Source organism: Streptomyces sp. NPDC058001 (assembly GCF_042886315.1).
Lineage (GTDB): Bacteria > Actinomycetota > Actinomycetes > Streptomycetales > Streptomycetaceae > Streptomyces.
Genome location: NZ_JBHVQT010000008.1, coordinates 84,147 through 102,651, shown reverse-complemented (window position 1 = coordinate 102,651; position 18,505 = coordinate 84,147). Strand labels below are relative to the sequence as shown.

The 18,505-nt window shown below is 71.0% G+C and carries 20 protein-coding genes; 8 read left to right on the top strand and 12 right to left on the bottom strand.

What is annotated here, in order from left to right; genetic code table 11:
• Positions 1-50 precede the first annotated feature (50 nt).
• Entirely contained in the window at positions 51-914 is an 864-nt protein-coding gene (locus ACFVT5_RS20850; protein ID WP_389889723.1) for a hypothetical protein, read from the top strand.
• A 111-nt stretch (positions 915-1,025) separates the two neighbouring features.
• Here ACFVT5_RS20850 and ACFVT5_RS20845 read toward each other — a convergent pair whose 3' ends face one another.
• The 7 genes from ACFVT5_RS20845 to ACFVT5_RS20815 form a co-directional block, all read right to left on the bottom strand.
• Complete coding sequence (locus ACFVT5_RS20845) at positions 1,026-2,012, bottom strand: aldo/keto reductase (RefSeq protein WP_389889720.1); 987 nt, start codon at positions 2,010-2,012, stop codon at positions 1,026-1,028.
• A gap of 102 nt (positions 2,013-2,114) precedes the next feature.
• The gene (locus tag ACFVT5_RS20840) at positions 2,115-3,005 is read right to left on the bottom strand and encodes an alpha/beta fold hydrolase (RefSeq protein ID WP_389889717.1); all 891 of its coding nucleotides are present in this window, start codon (positions 3,003-3,005) and stop codon (positions 2,115-2,117) included.
• Positions 3,006-3,155: 150 nt separating this feature from the next.
• Positions 3,156-3,404 (bottom strand): hypothetical protein, encoded by a 249-nt coding sequence (locus tag ACFVT5_RS20835; RefSeq protein WP_389889715.1) that lies wholly within the window; start codon positions 3,402-3,404, stop codon positions 3,156-3,158.
• Positions 3,405-3,428: 24 nt separating this feature from the next.
• A complete protein-coding gene (locus tag ACFVT5_RS20830; RefSeq protein ID WP_389889712.1) occupies positions 3,429-4,094 on the bottom strand; it encodes an SDR family NAD(P)-dependent oxidoreductase in 666 nt (221 codons plus the stop codon).
• Between the two features lie 79 nt (positions 4,095-4,173).
• Positions 4,174-4,551, bottom strand: a complete 378-nt coding sequence (locus ACFVT5_RS20825; protein ID WP_389889710.1) for a DUF2255 family protein — start codon at positions 4,549-4,551, stop codon at positions 4,174-4,176.
• Between the two features lie 120 nt (positions 4,552-4,671).
• On the bottom strand, positions 4,672-5,472 hold the full coding sequence (locus ACFVT5_RS20820) for an aminoglycoside N(3)-acetyltransferase (RefSeq protein WP_389889707.1): 801 nt from the start codon (positions 5,470-5,472) through the stop codon (positions 4,672-4,674).
• Between the two features lie 156 nt (positions 5,473-5,628).
• Positions 5,629-6,057: a DUF5959 family protein gene (locus tag ACFVT5_RS20815; RefSeq protein WP_389889704.1), complete on the bottom strand. Its 429-nt coding sequence runs from the start codon at positions 6,055-6,057 to the stop codon at positions 5,629-5,631.
• A gap of 276 nt (positions 6,058-6,333) precedes the next feature.
• Here ACFVT5_RS20815 and ftsW point away from each other — a divergent pair, with 276 nt between their 5' ends.
• The gene (gene ftsW / locus ACFVT5_RS20810) at positions 6,334-7,551 is read left to right on the top strand and encodes a putative lipid II flippase FtsW (RefSeq protein WP_389889701.1); all 1,218 of its coding nucleotides are present in this window, start codon (positions 6,334-6,336) and stop codon (positions 7,549-7,551) included.
• Positions 7,552-7,570: 19 nt separating this feature from the next.
• Here the strand turns inward: ftsW and ACFVT5_RS20805 are convergent, their stop codons facing one another.
• The 4 genes from ACFVT5_RS20805 to ACFVT5_RS20790 all read right to left on the bottom strand — a co-directional run bounded on the left by ACFVT5_RS20805 (position 7,571) and on the right by ACFVT5_RS20790 (position 10,965).
• Positions 7,571-8,539 carry a hypothetical protein gene (locus tag ACFVT5_RS20805; protein ID WP_389889698.1) on the bottom strand — a complete coding sequence of 323 codons (969 nt, stop codon included), beginning with the start codon at positions 8,537-8,539 and terminating at the stop codon, positions 7,571-7,573.
• Positions 8,540-8,716: 177 nt separating this feature from the next.
• Positions 8,717-9,340, bottom strand: coding sequence for a fasciclin domain-containing protein (locus ACFVT5_RS20800; RefSeq protein ID WP_389889695.1), 624 nt, complete (start codon positions 9,338-9,340; stop codon positions 8,717-8,719).
• Positions 9,341-9,688: 348 nt separating this feature from the next.
• Positions 9,689-10,582: a M48 family metalloprotease gene (locus ACFVT5_RS20795; protein ID WP_389889692.1), complete on the bottom strand. Its 894-nt coding sequence runs from the start codon at positions 10,580-10,582 to the stop codon at positions 9,689-9,691.
• The gene (locus ACFVT5_RS20790; protein WP_389889689.1) at positions 10,579-10,965 is read right to left on the bottom strand and encodes a BlaI/MecI/CopY family transcriptional regulator; all 387 of its coding nucleotides are present in this window, start codon (positions 10,963-10,965) and stop codon (positions 10,579-10,581) included. Before ACFVT5_RS20790 ends, ACFVT5_RS20795 begins: the two co-directional genes overlap by 4 nt.
• Positions 10,966-11,122: 157 nt before the next feature.
• Here ACFVT5_RS20790 and ACFVT5_RS20785 point away from each other — a divergent pair, with 157 nt between their 5' ends.
• Positions 11,123-12,073: a YbhN family protein gene (locus tag ACFVT5_RS20785; protein ID WP_389890713.1), complete on the top strand. Its 951-nt coding sequence runs from the start codon at positions 11,123-11,125 to the stop codon at positions 12,071-12,073.
• A 65-nt stretch (positions 12,074-12,138) separates the two neighbouring features.
• On the opposite strand, the gene ACFVT5_RS20780 is transcribed toward ACFVT5_RS20785, so the two are convergent.
• Entirely contained in the window at positions 12,139-12,669 is a 531-nt protein-coding gene (locus ACFVT5_RS20780) for a hypothetical protein (RefSeq protein ID WP_389889686.1), read from the bottom strand.
• 216 nt (positions 12,670-12,885) lie between these two features.
• Between ACFVT5_RS20780 and ACFVT5_RS20775 the strand changes: the two genes are divergently transcribed.
• The 5 genes from ACFVT5_RS20775 (at position 12,886) to ACFVT5_RS20755 (ending at position 18,503) form a co-directional block, all read left to right on the top strand.
• Entirely contained in the window at positions 12,886-13,923 is a 1,038-nt protein-coding gene (locus ACFVT5_RS20775) for a LacI family DNA-binding transcriptional regulator (RefSeq protein WP_389889684.1), read from the top strand.
• 180 nt (positions 13,924-14,103) lie between these two features.
• Complete coding sequence (locus ACFVT5_RS20770; protein WP_389889681.1) at positions 14,104-15,177, top strand: substrate-binding domain-containing protein; 1,074 nt, start codon at positions 14,104-14,106, stop codon at positions 15,175-15,177.
• A 74-nt stretch (positions 15,178-15,251) separates the two neighbouring features.
• Positions 15,252-16,739, top strand: coding sequence for a sugar ABC transporter ATP-binding protein (locus ACFVT5_RS20765; protein WP_389889679.1), 1,488 nt, complete (start codon positions 15,252-15,254; stop codon positions 16,737-16,739).
• 16 nt (positions 16,740-16,755) lie between these two features.
• Positions 16,756-17,754: an ABC transporter permease gene (locus ACFVT5_RS20760; protein WP_389889677.1), complete on the top strand. Its 999-nt coding sequence runs from the start codon at positions 16,756-16,758 to the stop codon at positions 17,752-17,754.
• Positions 17,754-18,503 (top strand): enoyl-CoA hydratase/isomerase family protein, encoded by a 750-nt coding sequence (locus ACFVT5_RS20755; RefSeq protein ID WP_389889674.1) that lies wholly within the window; start codon positions 17,754-17,756, stop codon positions 18,501-18,503. Before ACFVT5_RS20760 ends, ACFVT5_RS20755 begins: the two co-directional genes overlap by 1 nt.
• Positions 18,504-18,505: the final 2 nt, after the last annotated feature.

The window sequence follows — 18,505 nt, the reverse complement described above, 5'->3', positions numbered from 1 at the left end:
GTTCTCAGGAGTTCCTCAGGGCCCGACGCCCAGACGGACAGCGTCCTCACATGAACGACCGGAAGGCTCTGCGTAGCTACCCGAGCGAGAGGATCGCCATCATGAACGACTACGACCCGACGCAGGTACACCGGCCCAGCGCACGGCGGTTGTTGAGGAAGCGAAAGGCCGGATGGATCGTGGCCACCGGGGTGACGCTCGCGGTGGCCGGGGTCACCACGGGCGGCACGTCATCGGCGGCGGATCGCTCGGCCACGACCACGACCGTAGCCGCCGCGACGACCAAGACCACGGGCACACCCGCGCCCACATCTACGGCCACACCCACCACCTCACCGACCGCGACCCCCACCGGCCCCGCCGGCGGCGGACCCGTGGCCGAGCCGTCGGAGGGCGGAGCCACCGGCATCGTCCAGACCACGTCCACGTCGGGCTTCACCTTGACGACGGCGACGGGTGTGCTGTTGACCGTCGACAAGTCCGCCACCACGACCTACCTGAAGGGAACCCACCGCGCCTCGGCGAGCGCCGTGAAGAAGGGCGCGAGCGTCCTTGTCCTGGGCACGGTCGACGGACCCACCATCGCGGCCACGCGGGTCGTCGTCCAACCCGGCGGCGACGGCGGAGCCGCGGCCGCCGAGGCGGCCGGGGTGATCCCCTTCCAGCAGGGGACGCCGTCACCGGCGAAGTCCGTCGGTCAGATCCCGGCGGACTACACCGAGGGCGAGGGGACGATCGTCAGCGGGACGGCGGCGGACAAGGCGACGAAGGCCGCGCAGGCCCGCGTCCCCGGCGGCGTCGTGAACCGTGTGGTGCGGCTGAGCAGCGGCGTGTACGAGGTCCACAACGTCAGCGTCAACTGGCCCCACCACGTCTTCGTCAGCAAGGACTTCAAGGTCCTCGGCTACGAGTAGCCCTTACGCGTAGCCCTCGCCGCGAAACTCGACGGAACGCCGGTGCCGGTCCCCGTGCCGGTCCCGGTGTTCCGTGGGGCGGATGCCAAGACACACGCCCCCTGGACACGCTCAGCTCGCGGCGTTCAGCCGGGCGTGCTGGTCCTCCGTCAGTTCCAGGTCGACCGCCGCCAGGCTCTCCTTCAGTTGGGGTAGCGATGAGGCGCCGACCAGGGGGATCACGGGGCGTCGGCCGCCGATCTGCCAGGCCAGTACCACCTGGTTCACGCTCGCGCCGGTCTCCCCGGCGATATCGCGGAGCACCGCCAGGCGCGCGGGCGTTCCCGGGTGGTCGTAGTCGTCCGGCACGCGTTTGTCCGGGTTGGAGTAGGCGCCCTGGAGCAGCGGGGAGTACGCGACGAGGGTGAGGCCGGGCTCCTCGCGCAGATAGCTGAACAGTTCGGCTCCGGCGTGGCCCAGGCTGCCTTCCTGGAAGAGCGGCGAGGGAACGTCGGTACGCGGGCGCAGCAGGCTGTGCTGGTACTGAAGGACCTCGTAGCCGGGAAGTCCGGCCGCCGCGGCCAGGGCACGGGCCCGCTCCACCCGCCAGGTCGCGTGGTTGCTCACCCCGAGCAGCCCCACCGTGCGCTCCGCGACGAGTTCCGCGAAGCCCTCGACGGTCTCGCGCAGCGGCACGGTGCGGTCCTCGATGTGCGCGTACAGCACGTCCAGGCGGTCCGTACCGAGGCGCTCCCGGCTGCGTTCGGCGGCCTCGCGGATCACCTTCGCCGACAGGCCCTCGGGGTTGTCGACGTAGCCGGTGCCCGGTGCGAGCGGTCGCGCCCCCAGCTTGGTGGCGATGACGATCTCGTCGCCGACACCGCGGCTGCGCCGCCAGCGGCCGAGCAGTTCCTCGCTCTGTCCGCCCTGCCCGCCGTCCGTCCAGAACGCGTAGTTGTCGGAGGTGTCGATGAAGGTGCCGCCCTCCTCGACGTAGTGGTCGAGGAGGGCGAACGAGGTCCGCTCGTCCGTCGTGGAGCCGAACAGCATGGCGCCGAGCGACAGCACGCTGACCTCGCGTCGGGTACGGGGGTCGGTGCCGATGGTGCGGTACTTCATGGTGCTCCCTCTGTCACGGCCCGGCTCTTCCGGGGCGGTGAAGGGTGAGTATGGAACCTCGCGTGCGCTCGAACGCAAGGCGTCATCAGGGTTGGTGCCGACTCACAACCCCGTGTCCCGCGCCGGGAGTTGCCCCAGGAACGTGGCCAGGGTCGCCGAGAACCACACCGCGTCATCGAGCCACGGGTAGTGTCCGGCCCCGGGCTGGACGACGACTTCGGCAGCGGCGAACAGGGCCGCGAACTCGGCCGCCGTACGCGGCGGCGCACCCGGGTCGACCTCTCCGGCGAGCAGCAGCACCGGCGAGGTGAACCCGGCGAGGGCGGCGCGGGTTGCGTCCGGTGCGAACGCGCCGTCCGCGCAGAAGCCGGCCACCACGTCCATGTTCATCCGCGCGTCCCCCTCGGCCTGGTGAGCCTGGGCCGCCTCGTCCCAACGCCCGTACGAGAAGGGTGAGATGGCCTTCCAGTCGTCGTCGGTGGCCCGGCCCGCGACGATCGTCTCCAGGGCCGCGTACGCCGCCGGGAACCACGGTTCGCCCTCGCGCGACCGGGCCGTTTCGCACCGTAGGTCGCCGCTGATCGAGAGACCGACCGCGCGGACGCTCGGCGTGATCAGCGCCAGTCCGCTAACGCGTTCCGGGTGGCGTACCGCGTACTGCGTGGCCAGATTCGCCCCGGCACAGTGCGCGACCAGGTCCATCCGGTCGAGGCCGAGGTGCGCGCGGAGTGCCTCCACGTCGTCCACGAGTCGGTCGCAGCGGTAGGACGCGGGGTCCGATGGGGTCGCGGAACCGCCGGTGCCCCGGAGGTCGAGCCTGACCAACTGCCGGTGTTCGGACAGACCGCCGAGGTCGCCGAGATACGCGGAGTCGGTCGGGCCCCCGGGCAGACACACCACGGGCGCGCCCTCGCCGAGCAGGTGGTACGCGAGTTGGGTTCCGTCAGGGGCGAAGAACGTGTGCGTGGACGTCTTCACTGAGTCGAAGTGCATGAGTACATGGCCTTTCGCGGGATGCCTGAGGGCACTCCCGGGGCCATCTACGTCAGATGAACCGCACAACCAAGGGGGAGGAGAGCACCCAGCCTGATACAGCGTTGATGGGTCTCACCTCCTAGGTCGGTCACCGGCACGGCGACGCTATCAGGTCTGGAGGAACACGTCGAAGGTGCGCGGTGCGCGACCCGTCAACTCCCTTACCGCAGGCGTCACATGGGACATGGTGCCGGACGCCATGTCCGCGTAGAGCCAGAGCAGGTCGGCCACGAACCAGTCGGGCAGTCCCTGTGCCCGTAGGCCATCGGCCGCCTCCTGGGGAGGGACATCGCGGAAGGGGACACCGAGCTTCTCGGCGATCTCCGCGTGCGTCAGTGCCTCAGGACCGGTGACCACTGAAACCCGGACCCATGCCGGGGCTCACCCGTCCAGGTCGTCCGCGAAGTGGCGGAAGTCGGATCGGTCCCGGTGGAGGGTCCACAGGGTCTCGGCGAGTACGGTCGGGTCCTTCCTCGGATGGCCGGGGACGATGGCGCCCGGGATGATGAGCTGGGCGACGTGGACGTCGTCGTCCGCCAGGGCGTCGTGCAGCATCCGGGCGTAGGCGCTCTCGGCGGCGAACGCGACCGATGTGCCCGCGCGGTCGGGGTGCGGCTGGACCGCGGAGCCGCCGTTGACGAACAGGAACGTACCGCGGCCAAGGGACCGCATGCCCGGCAGCACCTGGTCAACGGCCGTCACAGGACCGTAGAGCGAGAACTCGATCGGTCCCCGGAGATCGTCCGCCGTGGTCCGCAGCACCGGCTTCATGAAGTCCGGGTGCGGGACGGGGCTGTACTGAAGGACCTCGATCGGGCCCAGCGCCGCGGTCGCGGCGTTCAGGGCCCAGGAGAGGGCCGCCGGGTCGCGTACGTCGGCGGCGAACCCGCGCGCGCTCAACCCCTCCTCGTCGAGGGCGGTGGCGAGCGCGTCGACGTGTGCCTGGGTGCGGGAGATGAGGGCGACATCGAAGCCCTCGCTGCCGAACCGCCGTGCCACGGCGGCCCCGAGTCCGCCGCCCGCTCCGATGATGGCGATGGTCGTCACTGGCGGTCCGTCCCTCTGCTCTCGTGGCCGGCTGTTCTCGTCGTCAGCCCGTACTCGGCGTCGGCCTGTCCTTGTCCGGTCAGCGCGGTACGAGCTTCAGGGTCGCGGACCGCGCGGTGTCCGCCACGACGGGGTCGACGTACGCGTTGCTGTAGCCGCGGTACTTGGCACGGTAGGCGGTGTCGAGACGATCGTTGAGGTTCGTGTCGCCCTCCTCGACCAGGGACACGTCCTTGGTCACCCCGCCCGAGCGGATCTGCCCCTCGTGCCGCGCCGTGGCGTGACGGAACCAGGCACCGCCGCGCCCCCGGACCGCGCGCACGTACAGATCGTCACCGTCCCGTACCACCCAGATCGTCGTCGGGTCGTGCCGCGTGCCGTCTTCGCGCAGGGGAACGATGTCCAACTCGTCCGTGCTCTCGATCCGGCTCAGTTCGTCGGGTGTCCATGTCGTCATCGACGCGTCTCCTTCGTGGTAGCGACCGTACGGCTCGGATGAAGGCTCCTTACCGTGCTCGGCGGCTTCCGTATCGGCCCGGAGCGGCGGAGGGGCCATACGGACGCGGGTCCGGCACCGTCATGTGGGTGGCCGGTGTTCCGGTAGCCAGGTCTCGGCGTACGCGACGGCCTCGGGGAGCGAGAAGAGGCGGGATGCCGCCGCGCCCACCGTGCCCCGTACCACGGGGCGTTCGGCCTGGAAGGCGGCGCCCAGGTCGTCGAAGCGGTCCGCGGAGATCGCGGTGTCGCGCACCGTGCTCCAGCGGCGGCCCGTCGGGGTCATGAGCGCGAAGGAGTTGTCGACCCGGGGTGCGGGGATCCGGTACTCGGCCAGATGGAACGCCGTGCAGGAGTCGAACCCCGCGCCCAGCAGCAGGACGCGCGCACCGGCCTCCTCCAGACGGGCGAGCGGGCTGCGCTCGCCGAGCCGGCAGTCCGGCGCGTGGCCGTCCACGATCGCGGTGGCGCGCGCGCCGACGGCCGTGAAGGAGGTCTGCGGATGGGCGCTGCGGACGGCGCCCGGCCAGGTGCGGACGGTCTCCGGGACCACGCCGACTCCGAAGGCGGGGGTGGTCCGCGCGTCGTAGGCGGGCATCGACGCGCGGATGTCCGCCCACCATGCCTCGGGTACGGGCGGGTTGCCCCAGTGCGCCGGATCGGAGTTGTCGCCGGAGTGCGTCGGCACCACCAGCGTGCCGTCGTCGCCCAGGACATCGAGCAGCGCCCTGACGACGACGCCCGCGCCACCGCACACCCAGCCGAGTGAGCTGAGCGAGGTGTGTACGAGAAGGGTCTCGCCGGTGCGTAGACCCAGCGCACGGAGGTCGGAGACGAGTGATTCGTGTGTGCACAGGGGTCCGGTCGGAGGCGTGATCGACATACCGGCCGAGTCTGTACGGGCCGGGCCCCCGCACACCACCGGATTTCGCCGGCCGCCCCGGGGCTGGCCACCCAGAGCCCAGAGCCCAGAGCGCAGAGCGCAGAGCCCAGAGCCCAGAGCCGGGCGCCCAGAGCCCGGCGCCCGACCCTCACGGTCTCAATCGTCCGCCGGTGGCCGCGCGGCGCCGCGGACCTGGTCCAGGAAGGCGCGGTGTTCCTCGATCCAGCCCGTTGCCAGGTCGAGCGTGACCTCGACCGTGGTCAGCGAACTCATCCGGTCGGCGACCGACACCCGCAACCGGTCCTCGCTGTCGGTGCGTTCCAGCAGCCGCACATGGATCTCGGTGGCCCGCTGGTCCTTCCGCCAGGACGCGTCCCGGCCCTGTTCCACCGCGTCCAGGACCTCGGCCCAGGCGTCCAGGTCCTCGGAGAAGACGTACGTGCCCTGCCGACCGGAGACAAAGCCCGTCTCCAGCTCGATCCGGCCCGGCAGGGTCGCCCCTCGCGTCAGCGGCCCCAGCTCCTCCACCCGGACCCTGACCCCGCCGCCGTCGTACCGGCTCTCCAGCCGTATCAAGTCGTGCATGTTCCCCGCCCCCGTGCGTCCGTCACCGGGCCCACCGGTGCGAGCCCACGCGGCACGCTATCTCCCCGCCCTGACAATCCGACGCGGCAGGCGGCAGGCGGCAGGCGGCAGGCGGCAGGCGGTAGGCGGAGGCACAGGGCGACAGGGCGCGTCGCGATAGTTGTTCATGTGCGCAATTATTAAAGTGTCGATGTGGAGACACGAGAACGTGAACGTGCACAGACACGAGAGCGCGTACGGCGGCCCCGACACCAGGTACGAGACCTTCGGCTCCGTGTGCGGCGCGGGATCGCCGACGGGCGAGGGGTGTGGGACCGGCCGCTCAGCGCGTACTACCTCATCGCCGGAAGCTGTCTGCTGATCACCGGGCTCGGTCTGGTCATGGTGTACTCCGCGTCGCAGGTCCAGGCACTCCGCCACGGTCTCCCGTCGACGTTCTACCTGCGCAAACAACTCCTCGCGGCCGGCATCGGCGGATTCCTGCTCCTGTGCGCGTCCCGCGTCCCGGTGCGGCTGCACCGCAGGCTCGCGTATCCGCTGCTCGCCGGAACCATGGCGCTGCTGGTGCTCACCCAGGTGCCGGGGCTCGGGCGGACCGTCAACGGCAGCACCAACTGGCTGTCACTCGGCGGGCCGTTCCTGCTCCAGCCCAGCGAGTTCGGCAAACTCGCGCTCCTCGTGTGGGGCGCGGACCTGCTGGCCCGCAAGGAACGGCACCGGCTGCTCGGCCAGTGGAAACACCTGCTGGTCCCGCTGGTACCGGGCGCGCTGCTGCTGCTCGGACTGGTGCTGCTCGGTGGCGACATGGGCACCGCGATGATCCTCACGGCCGTCCTGTTCGGTCTGCTGTGGCTCGCCGGGGCGCCGCCGAGGCTGTTCGGGGCGACCCTGGTCGCGGCCGGTCTGCTCAGTGCGGTACTGATCGCGACCAGCGCCCACCGGATGTCCCGGCTCGCCTGTCTCGGCGCGACGGATCCCGGCCCGGGGGACCGCTGTTGGCAGGGCGTGCACAGTCTGTACGCGCTGTCCACGGGCGGGATCTTCGGCAACGGCATCGGCACCAGCGTGGAGAAATGGGGTCAACTCCCCGAGCCGCACACCGACTTCATCTTCGCGGTCACCGGCGAGGAACTCGGCCTGGTGGGCGCGGTGTCGGTGCTCGGCCTGATCGCCGGGCTGATCGCGGCGGGCCTGCGCGTGGCGACCCGTACCGAGGACACCTTCGTCCGGCTCGCGGCGGGCGGGATCGTCACCTGGATCGCCGCCCAGGCCACCATCAACATCGGCGGCGTCCTCGGTCTGCTCCCCATCGCGGGCGTCCCGCTGCCGATGTTCTCGTACGGCGGCTCGTCGCTGTTGCCCACGCTGTACGCGATCGGGCTGCTGCTCGCCCTGGCCAAGGACGAGCCAGGGGCGCGGGCGGCGGTCGCGGCACGCAGGCGTGAACGCCGGCGCCGGGGGCCCTTTCGGCGCACCCGCCGAGCGGCGCGATGACGCTCGTACGGACCGTCGCCTACGGCTTGCTCTCGGACGGGTTGCTCTCGGCGGCGACGAGCGTCACCGTCACCCGCTCCCCGCCCCCCTTGGCGTCCGCCCCATCCGCGCTCCCGCCGTCCGTGCCGCCCGGTTCCGGCTTGTGCCAGCCACGGTCGGAGCCGTCCGCCGCCCAGCTCCGGTCGGCGTAGGAGACCGACGCGATGGGCAGTGTCGCGGCGCGGGTCACCAGCCACTGGGCCAGCGCCCAGCCGGTCCGTGCGTCGGGTACGCGGTACGCGAGTGCCTGGCCCGGGGCCGGTGCGGTGGCGACCGGGCCCTTGCCGAAGCCGGTGCGCACCGCGTCCGCCACCGCCGTGCGGCCCGCCTTCGCCGAGGCCGGGGGATCGCCCGCGCGTACGGTGCAGTTCAGCGCCGCGCCCTTGCCGCCGCCGAGCGCCGATGCCAGCGCGGCCGACGCGTCCTCGTGCTGCGCGTAGGCGTCGGGGAAGCCACTGCGCTGGACCTCCTGCGCTGCGACCGTCAACGGCATCCGCTCATATCCGGACACCTTCACCAACTTGTCGTAGAACTTGTTCGCCGCGTACACCGGGTCCTGCACCTGCTTCGCCGTACCCCAGCCCTGCGAGGGCCGCTGCTGGAACAGGCCGAGCGAGTCCCGGTCGCCGTAGTCGAGGTTCTCCAGGCCGGACTCCTGGTACGCGGTCGCCAGGGCGATGGTCACCGCGCGCTCGGGCAGCCGGCGTGAGCGCGCGGTGGCGCTGATCGTCGCGGCGTGCTCGGCCTGCTCCAGGGAGAGCGGCACCGGGGGAGCGCCGCGTCCGCCGGGCACCGCGCAGCCCACGGCCGGAGGGGCGGGCGCGGGACGGCCGCGGCCCAGGTAGTGGCCGACCAGTGCGGCCACGGCGCATATGCCGACGAGCAGCACCAGGGCGCGCAGCCCGCGGCGGCCGGTCCCCTTGCCGGAGCTATTTGCATGGTTGCGCAACTGTATGCTCCGGAATTCTGTGAACGCGCTGGGCGGGCGGTGTGAAGAACATGAGTGGGCGGGGCAACGGTGGACGGCCTCCCGAGGTCGGTTTCACGCCACCGAGTGCAGGCTGCCACACGGTGTCGCGCTTCCGTTCCTCGGGATGGCCGCGTTGCCCCGGGCCGCGCGCTGTGTCTACGACGGTGACGGCGTCGCCGTGGCCGTCGGCGGGATCAGGATGCCGTCGACGATGTAGACCGTCGCGTTCTTGGTGGTGATGTCGCCGCAGGTGATCGGGGCGGAGCCGTTGACCTTGAACGACGTGCCGGAGCCCGACGTGGTGATCTTGCTGCCTTCGAGCGTGGTGAAGTCGCCGTTGGGCAGGTCCGCCTTGGTGATCGTCTTGTGCTCGACCACGTGGTACCTGAGCACCTTCTTGAGCTGGGTCGGGTTGTTGAGGAGCGCGTCCTTCTTCGCCGTACCCAGTTTGTTGAACGCGTCGTTGGTGGGCGCGAACACGGTGCTGCCCTTGAGGTCGTCGAGGGTGGTGGTGAGGTTGGCCTTCTTGATGGCGTCGTTCAGCTCGGAGAGTTCCGGGTTGTTGGCGATCGCCGTCGCCACCCGCTCCTTGGCCATCTCCACGGCACTTCCGCTACCGTTCTGCGGCAGCGAGGAACATCCGGGCCCGAAGGGGCTCACGCTGGGACTCGGTGACGGGCTCGCGGCGGACGCCTGTGATGCCAGCACGCCCAGGGACAGCGGGAGGGTGAGCGCCGCCGCTGCGGCCAGGGCGCTGGTACGGATTCGAGCGGACTTCATACCGATTCCTCGTTCCTTTGACAGGGGAGGAGGGCCGAATTCAGGCCCCGGGAGGCTTCGACTGACGGCCGCGGGAGCCGGGTGGGGGTGGGAAGGGGCTCCGCATACCGGCTGGGCGTGTACACCGGACCGGTCGGCCCATCGATTCCGTTGTCGATCGAGCCACCCACTATTGAAGCGCGGAACGCCCAACTCGGCATCCTGAGCCCGACACCGGGCCCACCGCCCCATGGACGTGGGCGAGTGCGCTTAGCCTTTACCAGGGTTACTGACCCCTGTCAATTGATCCCCGGCCGCAGCTCCTCAGTCGCCGCAGCTCCTCGGCCGCGAGTCCCCGGCCGCAACTCCTCAGTCCAGGGCCTGGTTCACCAGGTGCCAGATGTCGCCGGTCGCGTCGGCGGCGCCGATCGCCGGGAGGATTCCGAGCGCGAGGACCGCGAGGCCGATGACGCGTAGGTGCGGCGGCGGGGTCGCCCGCAGTGCCGCGAGGCGCCGGGTGACCGCATGGTCGGAGAACGCGAGGGCGCACCCGGGCCGTGACCGGTGCGCGACGAGGGCGGCACGGGCCAAAGCGCGGGCCGCGGTGGCGCGGTCCCCGACAGCACCCGCCGCCTCCTCGTCGGCCCACCGTTCCAGCAGATACGTCACGGTCGTCCGTACGGGCGTGAGCAGCGGGTTGGCCGCGGCCGCGACGGCGACCGCGGTGGCCAACGACGCGTGACGGTGTGTCAGATGAGCCCGTTCATGCGCCAGCAGGACCCGGCGCTCGGCGGGTGCGAGGGCGCTGAACATGGCGGCCGTGACGAGGATGCGGCCCGGGGAGCCCGGCACCGCGAACGCCCGGGGCACTTCGGAGTCCGCGACGATCAACTCCGTGTCCGGCGGGTGCCCTTCGCCCAGGCGGCGCAGCATACGGCGGGTGGCGCGCTCGGCGCGGGCCACCCGGCACAGCCGGTGGACGATGACACCGAGGCCGGCCATCGCCGCGAGCGCGACGGCCTCCGGGACGGGTTCGGGCAGGTGCCGCCCGTCCGCCAGGGCGTCGGCGGCGACCGGTGGTGCCTCGCCGACGAGCGTGGCGATCAGCAGGAACAGGACCCATACCGTGGCGGCCGAGCTGAGTACGGCCGCCGTGGTCAGTACGCGGGCGGCGAGCGCCGGCGCCACCCGCCGACCCACCAGTGGGCTGACCGCGGACAGCACGACGGGCAGCGCGAGCGGGAGGTAGACGTCGGCCGTCATGCCGTGTCCCGGTCGGCCAGCAACTCGCGCAGCGCCTGCTCCTCGTCGGGGCTGAGGCCGCTGACGAACTGCTGGAGCGCGCCGATCGGGTCCGGTCCGCGTTCCAGCGCCTGGCGCATGGCCTCGGCGGTCATCTCGGCGGCGTTCTTGGCAGGTTGGTAGGCGCCGCGTCGGCCGCCCGGGTCGTGCAGCACCAATCCCTTGTCGTACAGCCGCTTGAGGATGGTGTGCACGGTGTTGTACGCCAGATCGCCGCCTATCTCGGTCTGGATCTCGGCCGCGGTCAGGGCATGGTCCGAGGCCCACAGTGAGGCGAGTACCTCACTCTCCAACTCGCCCGCGCTGCGCCGTTCAGCTCTGCCGTGGGGCCTCGTACCAACCATGCGGTCACCTTAGGGCCTGGGGGGTTCCGGGGGCCGGGCGTCCTGTCGGTCTCCCGTATTCGACCCTACGCCTTGTAGGGTGGTGGGAAACCTTACAGCTTGTAGGGGTGCGGCTTGCAGGGGTGAGGGGGTGGCGGACGTCGAAGGCCCCGCGCGGATGACTCAGGTGTCCGGCGCCTCGGTGGACCGGCGCGCGTACTGGCGTACCGCCCTGACGCTGCTCGTCGTCGGGCTCGCCGTGGTGTTCGCGGTCCGGCACCGGACGGTGATCGGCGCCGGCGCGAGCCAACTCGCCGGGGGCCACCAGGGTTGGCTGCTGCTCGCCGCCGTGGCGACCCTGTCGACCTGGGTGTGCGCCTCTGTCGTCCAGCAGGGCGCGGTGGCCGAACCCCTGCCCGTCGGGCGGCTGGTGGCGACGCAGTTCGCGGCATCGGCCGCCAACCATGTGCTGCCCGCCGGTCTCGGCGCGGGCGCGGTCAACCTGCGCTTCCTGATGCGCTGCGGGCTCTCGCTGCCCCGCGCGGCCACGGCACTGGGCGTCAAGGCCGTCGCCTCGGCCGTCTCGCGCGCCACGCTCATCGCGGTGCTCGCACTGTTCTGGCCCGCCGTGCTGCGTCCCCCGGCCGGATTCCCCCTCCGGTCCGCCGTGGCGGTGGCCGCACTGCCGGTGGCCGGCGTGATCGCGGCGCTGCTCCTTTCCGACGCGCTGCGCACCCGGGTACGGGGTCTGGTGTGCGGGATCCGTTCGGACATCCGGACGGTGCACCGGCTGCCGGCGCGGGCGGCGGCCCTGTGGGGCGGCTCGTTCGCCTTCGCCTCGCTGCACGCCCTCGTGGTCGTCGCGGTCAGCCGGGCGATCGGTCTGCCGCTGCCCGCCGCCCAGGTGGCGCTGGTGTACTTCGCGGCGAGCAGCGCGGCGGTACTGCTGCCGACCCCCGGCGGCATCGGCTCCCTCGACGCGGCCCTCGCCCTGGCCCTGGTCGTCACCGGAACCCCCGCGACCCTGGCGGCCTCGGTGGTACTCGGCTACCGCCTGCTCACGGTCTGGTTGCCGCTGCTGCCGGGTCTGGTGACGCTGGTCGTGCTGGTACGGCGCCGCGTGCTCTGACCTGCCCTCGCCGGACGAGAAGCGCCGTCCAGGGACAACAGGCGCGGCCCAGGTCGCGTACGGCGCTACCGCGATCTGCGGCGCCACGGTTGGGTGCGGCGGAGTTCTCCCGTGGCGAGGGAGCGGTACGCGATGCCCGCGTAGAAGGCGCCCCCGGTGGCGAGCATCAAGCGTTCCTCGCGCATCAGCACCGTCTCGTAGTCGGCGTACGACACCTCGACCTTCGGGCCGTTGGTGGGTTTGAGGTCGTAGACGTAGTAGTGGTCGCCCACGGTCGTCGTGCTCTGGAGCTTTCCGCCCCCGAGGAACGAGCCGACCGCCACCAGGACGCAGATCGCGATCAGCGCCCGGACGGTCCACCGGGTGGGCTCGGGAAGGCGCCGGAAAGCCGTTTGGATCGCTTCGCGGTCCGTCCGTGTCCGTTGGTGCCACACCTCGGATATGGCGAACAGCACCACCAGGAGGACGAACGCCAGCAGGCTCAGGGCATACGGCGCACCGATCCGTATGCCCCCCGTGGTGAGCACGGCGAGTGTCAGCGCCGCGACGCTCAGACAGGCGGCGACCACTCCGGTCACTTCGAAACTCCGCTCCATCCCCGGAGCCTCGCACCGCCGTGGCCTCGTGCTCATTGCCCGATTCCGGCAGGGAATCCCAGGTCCTGACGGCGGAAAGCGGCCCCCGCGCCTTACGCGCCGAGGGCTGATTCGGGGTATCCGGGGATCTCGCGCCGCAAGAAGGGGAAGGCGAAATTTCGGAAACACGTAGGAAACACATTGACCTGCCGTGTGGCCCAGCGCACGATCTGGCACATGGTAAACCGGTTTCCCGTCACCCCGCGCACGACGATCAACGACGTCGCGTCGCTCGCCGGTGTGTCCAAGGCGACCGTGTCGAAGTATCTGAGCGCGACCGACTACTACGTCTCGCAGCAGACGCGGGCGAAGATCGAGAGCGCCATCAAGGAACTCAACTACTACCCGAACGCCCTGGCCCAGGGCCTGTCCAGCCGCCGGTCGTACGCGATCGGCGTCGTCGTCGCCAGCATCACCAACCCGTTCTATCCGGAGCTGGTCGCCGGGGTCGAGGAAGTCATCGATCCGGCCGGCTACACCCTCCTGCTCGGCGCCAGCGCCGAGAACAGCGACAAGGAGGCCGATGTCGTCCGCACCATGATCCAACGCCGTGTGGACGGCGCGATCGTGGCATCGGCGACCATGCGGGACGGCAGCGTCCAGCAGCTCGTGAACGCGGGGATCAACGTGGTCGTCGCCAGCCGTGAACTGGCCAGGCCCCTCGTCGACACCGTTGTGATCGACAACCGCATGGGCGGTCGCATGGCCGCCGAACACCTGAAACGGCACGGGCACGTCCGGGCCGCCTTCCTCACCGGACCCCTCGACGTCCTCGCGTTCCGGCAGCGCTTCGAAGGCTTCCGCAGCGTCTACCGCGAGACCGAGAGCACCGTCCACCTGGCCCGTACCAGCGAACTCGCCGAGGCCACCCATGCCGCGGCCGACCTGCTGCGCGACCTGCGCGGTCCCACCGCCGTCTTCGCGGCGAACGACACCCTGGCACTCGGACTGATGACGGCCGCCCACGAGGCGGGCCTCAGCGTCCCCGAGGACATCGCCCTGATCGGCTTCGACGACATCTGGGTCGGCCGCGTACCGGGCGTCTCCCTGACGACCGTGAACAGCAAGGCCCGGCAGGTCGGCGCCGTCGCGGCCGGCATGCTCGCCGAGCGCATCGGCCGGCACCCGGGCGAGAACCGGGACGCCCGCACCTCGCCCCAGCGGCGCGTCCTCGCCCCCGAACTCGTCGTGCGCGGCTCCTGCGGCTGCCCGTAACGGCGGCAGAGCAGCAACGGCGTATCACCTCCGCCCCGCTCAGCGGAGAAACGTTTCCTCGCAGCACAACTTCACCGCGTCACAACTCCACCTCCGCGCACCCCAGTTCACCTCCTTCGGTTTCGCGCTGTCAGAAACCGGTTTCCGCCCGGTCATCACCCACGCAGAAAGTGTCCTGCCATGAGAAAGCACGCAATCACCGCGCTGGCCTGCTCGACGCTCGTCGCGCTGGGACTCGGCGCCTGCAGCCCGGCGAACTCCACCAGTGGGGACGAGTCCACGGCATCGAAAGCCGCGTACACCTACACCAGCGACAAGGAAGACGTGACCTCGCTGCCCGGCGTGGAACTCGCCTCCTCGCTCGGTGACGTCAAGCCCACCCAGAAGTACCGGGTCGCCGTGATCCTCAAGGCGCTCACCAACCAGTACTGGCAGGGCATCGAGAAGGGCGCCAAGGCGGCGGCCACCAAGTACGGCGTGGACGTGACCATCCAGGCGGCGAGCAGCGAGAAGGCGCAGACCGAGCAGCTCACCATCGCCCAGACCCTCATCGGGCAGAAGTTCGACGCCTATGTGGTCGCGCCCGAGAGCACGTCGAACCTCTCCCCGGCGCTCGCCCAGATGCGTTCGCAGAAGGCGCCCATCGTCAACGTCGACGACGCCCGTATCCCGGCGACCGTCTACGTCGGCCCCGATCACGCGCTCGACGGCTCCCAGGCCGCCGATGAACTCGCCAAGCTCTTCCCGGGCGGTGGGCAGGTCGCACAGATCGAGGGCCAGTCCGGCTCCAGCGCCGCCATCCTCCGTATCAAGGGCTTCAAGGAGGGCGTCGCCAAGCACCCGGACCTCAAGCTGGTCGCCAGCGTGCCCGGCAACTGGGACGCCAACACCTCGTACTCGGCGGCGCAGCAGGTCATCCGGCAGAACCCGGACCTCAAGGGGATCTACGCCAACAACGACACCATGGCGATCGGCGTGGCCAAGGCGGTCAAGGAGTCGGGCAAGAAGATCGCCGTGATCGGCACCGACGGTGTCCCGGAGGCCGTGTCCGCCGTCCGCGGCGGCTCGATGGCCGCGACCGTCAGCCCGCTGCCGTACTACGAGGGCTACTGGGCCGTCGAGTCGGCGATCGGACTCCTGGAGGGCAAGAAGATCGCCCCCTGGGTCGTCGCCCCCGCCCAGCTGATCACCAAGGACAACGTCAGCCGGTTCTACGACTCGTCCGGCCAGGTCATCACCAACCTCTACAAGTGACCACCTCCACAAGTGACCACCTGTACAGGTGACCACCGCGTCCGCCGCCCCCGCACCCGCATCGAGGTGACGAGATGAGTACCGACCAGCCCATGCTGGAGATCAAGAAGCTGAGCAAGTCCTTCCCCGGCGTCCGGGCCCTGCACGAGGTCGACCTCACCGCCTACCCCGGGGAGATCCACGCCCTGCTCGGCGAGAACGGCGCCGGGAAGTCGACGCTGCTGAAGACCCTGTTCGCGGTGCAGCGGCCGGACAGCGGCGAGGTGTGGTTCGACGGGCGGCGGCGGGAGTTCACCCGGCCGAGCGACGCGCTCGGCGCCGGACTCGCGATGGTGCACCAGGAACTCAGCCTCGTCCCGCAGCTCACCGCCGTCCAGAACATCGTTCTCGGCCGGGAGAAGTCCCGCGCCGGATTCGTCGACTGGAAGGAGGCGCGGCAGCGGGCGGCCCGGTCCCTGGCGCGGCTCGGCTTCGACGCCCGCACCGATGTGCCGGTGCACCGGCTCAGCGTCGCGCAGCAGCAACTCGTGGAGATCGCACGGGCCTTGGCGGTCGGCGCCCGGCTGATCATCCTGGACGAGCCGACCGCGTCCCTGACGACACAGGAGAGCGAGCGCCTCTTCGACCTCCTGCGCCGGCTGCGCGCCGAGGGTCGCGCCATCATCTATGTCTCGCACCGCCTCGCCGAGGTCATGGACCTGTCCGACCGGGTCACCGTCCTGCGCGACGGCGAACTCGTCGGCACCCGCACCCGCCGGGAGATCGCCGACGAGTCCGACCTGGTCAAGCTGATGGTCGGCCGGAACCTCGCCGCGATCGGCGTACCGGGCGATCCGGACGCGATCGGCGAGGAGATCCTGCGGGTCGAGGGCCTGTCCAGCGCCGAAGGCGTCACCGACTGCTCCCTGTCGGTGCGGCGCGGCGAGGTCGTCGGGCTCGCCGGCATGGTCGGCGCGGGCCGCACCGAGTTGGTACGGGCCCTCATCGGGGCGGACCGGGCGACGAGCGGCGCCGTCTGGATCCGCGGCGAACGCATCCACCTCGCCTCGCCCGCCGACGCGGTCAGGGCGGGCATCGCCTTCCTCCCCGAGGACCGCAAACACCAGGGCCTGGTCCTGCACATGAGCGCCGCGTCCAACGCGACCCTGATCAGGCCGCCGCGGCGGCGCGGTCTCCTGGACCGGCGCGAACAGCGCGAGCAGACCCGGGCGTTGCTGGCCCGGCTCAACGCCGACATCAGCCCCGACCACCCGGCGGGCAAGCTGAGCGGCGGCACCCAGCAGAAGGTCGTCCTGGCCCGCTGGCTGAAGACCTCCAGCGACATCTTCATCTTCGACGAGCCGACCCGCGGTATCGACGTCGGCGCGAAGGGCGAGATCCATTCCCTCATGCGGGAGTTGGCGGCCGAGGGCAAGGCCATCGTGATGATCTCGTCCGACCTGCCCGAAGTGCTCGGCATGAGCGACCGGGTGCTGGTCATGCGCCGGGGCCGGGTCGTCGCCGAACTCGACAGGGCCGCCCTCTCGGAAGAAGCCATCGTCCACCATGCCGCCGCGAGCTGAGGACCCAAGGAGAGCCATGAGCAACCACACCACTCTTGAGCGCGAGACACCCTCCGAGGCCACCCTCGCGATCCCGGGCCGGCGCCTCGATGTCGCGGCCCTCGCCCGGCAGGCCGGACTCGTCGGCGTCATCGTCGTCCTCGTCCTCGGCTTCGGGCTCGCCCGGCCGCTGTTCCTCGACGGCGGCAACCTGATCAACGTCCTGCTCCAGGCGTCGGTGGTCGGCGTCCTCGCCCTCGGTCAGACCTTCGTCCTGATCACCGGCGGCATCGACCTGTCCATCGGCTCGACCGTCGCGATGTCCGCCGTCGTCAGCGGCCTGTTGTCGCACTCGCTGCCCGCGCCCGTCGCGATCCTCGGCGGAATCGCCGTCGGCGCGCTCGCCGGACTCGCCAACGGGCTCCTCATCACGCTGACCAGGATCACCCCGTTCATCATCACGCTCGGCACCATGAGCATCTTCGCCGGACTCGCCCTGATCATCGCGGGCGGCCAGGCGGTGTACGACATCCCGACCAACTTCCAGGACCTGCTCGCCGGACGGATCGCCGGAATCCCCATCCCCGTCTACCTGTTCGTGCTGCTCACCGTCGTCGCCGCGATATGTCTGCGCCGCACGGTGTTCGGTGAACATCTGACGGCGGTCGGCGGCAACGCCGAGGTGGCCCGGCTCGCCGGGATCAACGTCAAGAAGTTCACCGCGTCCGCGTACGTCCTGTCCGGCGCCACCGCCGGGCTCGCCGGAACCGTGCTCGTCGCCCGGCTCGGCGCGGCCGACCCGACACTCGGCGCCGATCTGCTGCTCACCGCCATCGCCGCGACCGTCATGGGCGGCACCAAGCTCGCGGGCGGCGAGGGCAGCATGTCCGGGGCCGCGTTCGGCGCGGTCATCATCGCCACCCTCACCGCGGGCCTGACCACCCTCAACGTCCAGGCGTTCTACCAGCAGGTCGCGGTCGGCGCCGCGATCATCATCGCGCTCCTCGTGGACCAGCTCGCCCGGGGACGGCACTGATGCCCGTACTCCTCGACGTCGACAAACGGGGCCTGGCGACCCTGACCCTCGACCGGTACGCGAAACGCAACTCCCTCGACGAGGCCATGCTCGTCTCGCTCGGCGAGGCACTCGGGGCCGTCGAGTCGGACCCCGCCGTCCGCTGTGTCGTCCTGCGCGGCAGCCACGGCTTCTTCTGCGCGGGCGCCGACATCGCCGACTGGACCGACCCCGGACCCGAACGGGCCGATTGGCTGTCCCGGCTCGGCACCGCCGTCCTCGCCCGGCTCGCCGCCCTCGGCGTCCCCACCATCGCCCTGATCGAACGCAGTGCGCTCGGCGGCGGCCTGGAACTCGCGCTCGCCTGCGACCTGCGGGTCACCACCGACGACGCGACACTCGGCTACCCCGAGGCCCGGCTCGGGAACCTGACCTCCTGGGGCGGCATCGCCCGCCTGGTCGACACCGTCGGAACGGCCCACGCGCGCCGCCTGTTCCTCACCGCGACCCCGGTCACCGGGACCGAGGCCGCCCGGATCGGCCTGGTCACCGAGGCCGTCACCGCCGACCGGCTCACCGCCGTCACCGAGGGCCTGGTCGACGCGGTCACCGCCTGCGACCCGCTCGCCCTGCGCGTCGTCAAGGACACCCTCGCCGGATACGCGACCCGGGTGCCGGCCGAGCCGACGTTCGCCGCCTTCTTCAGCCTGTCCGAGGCGTCACGCGCCCGCAAACAGGACTTCTTCCAGCGCAAGCCGACCACGAAGTGAGG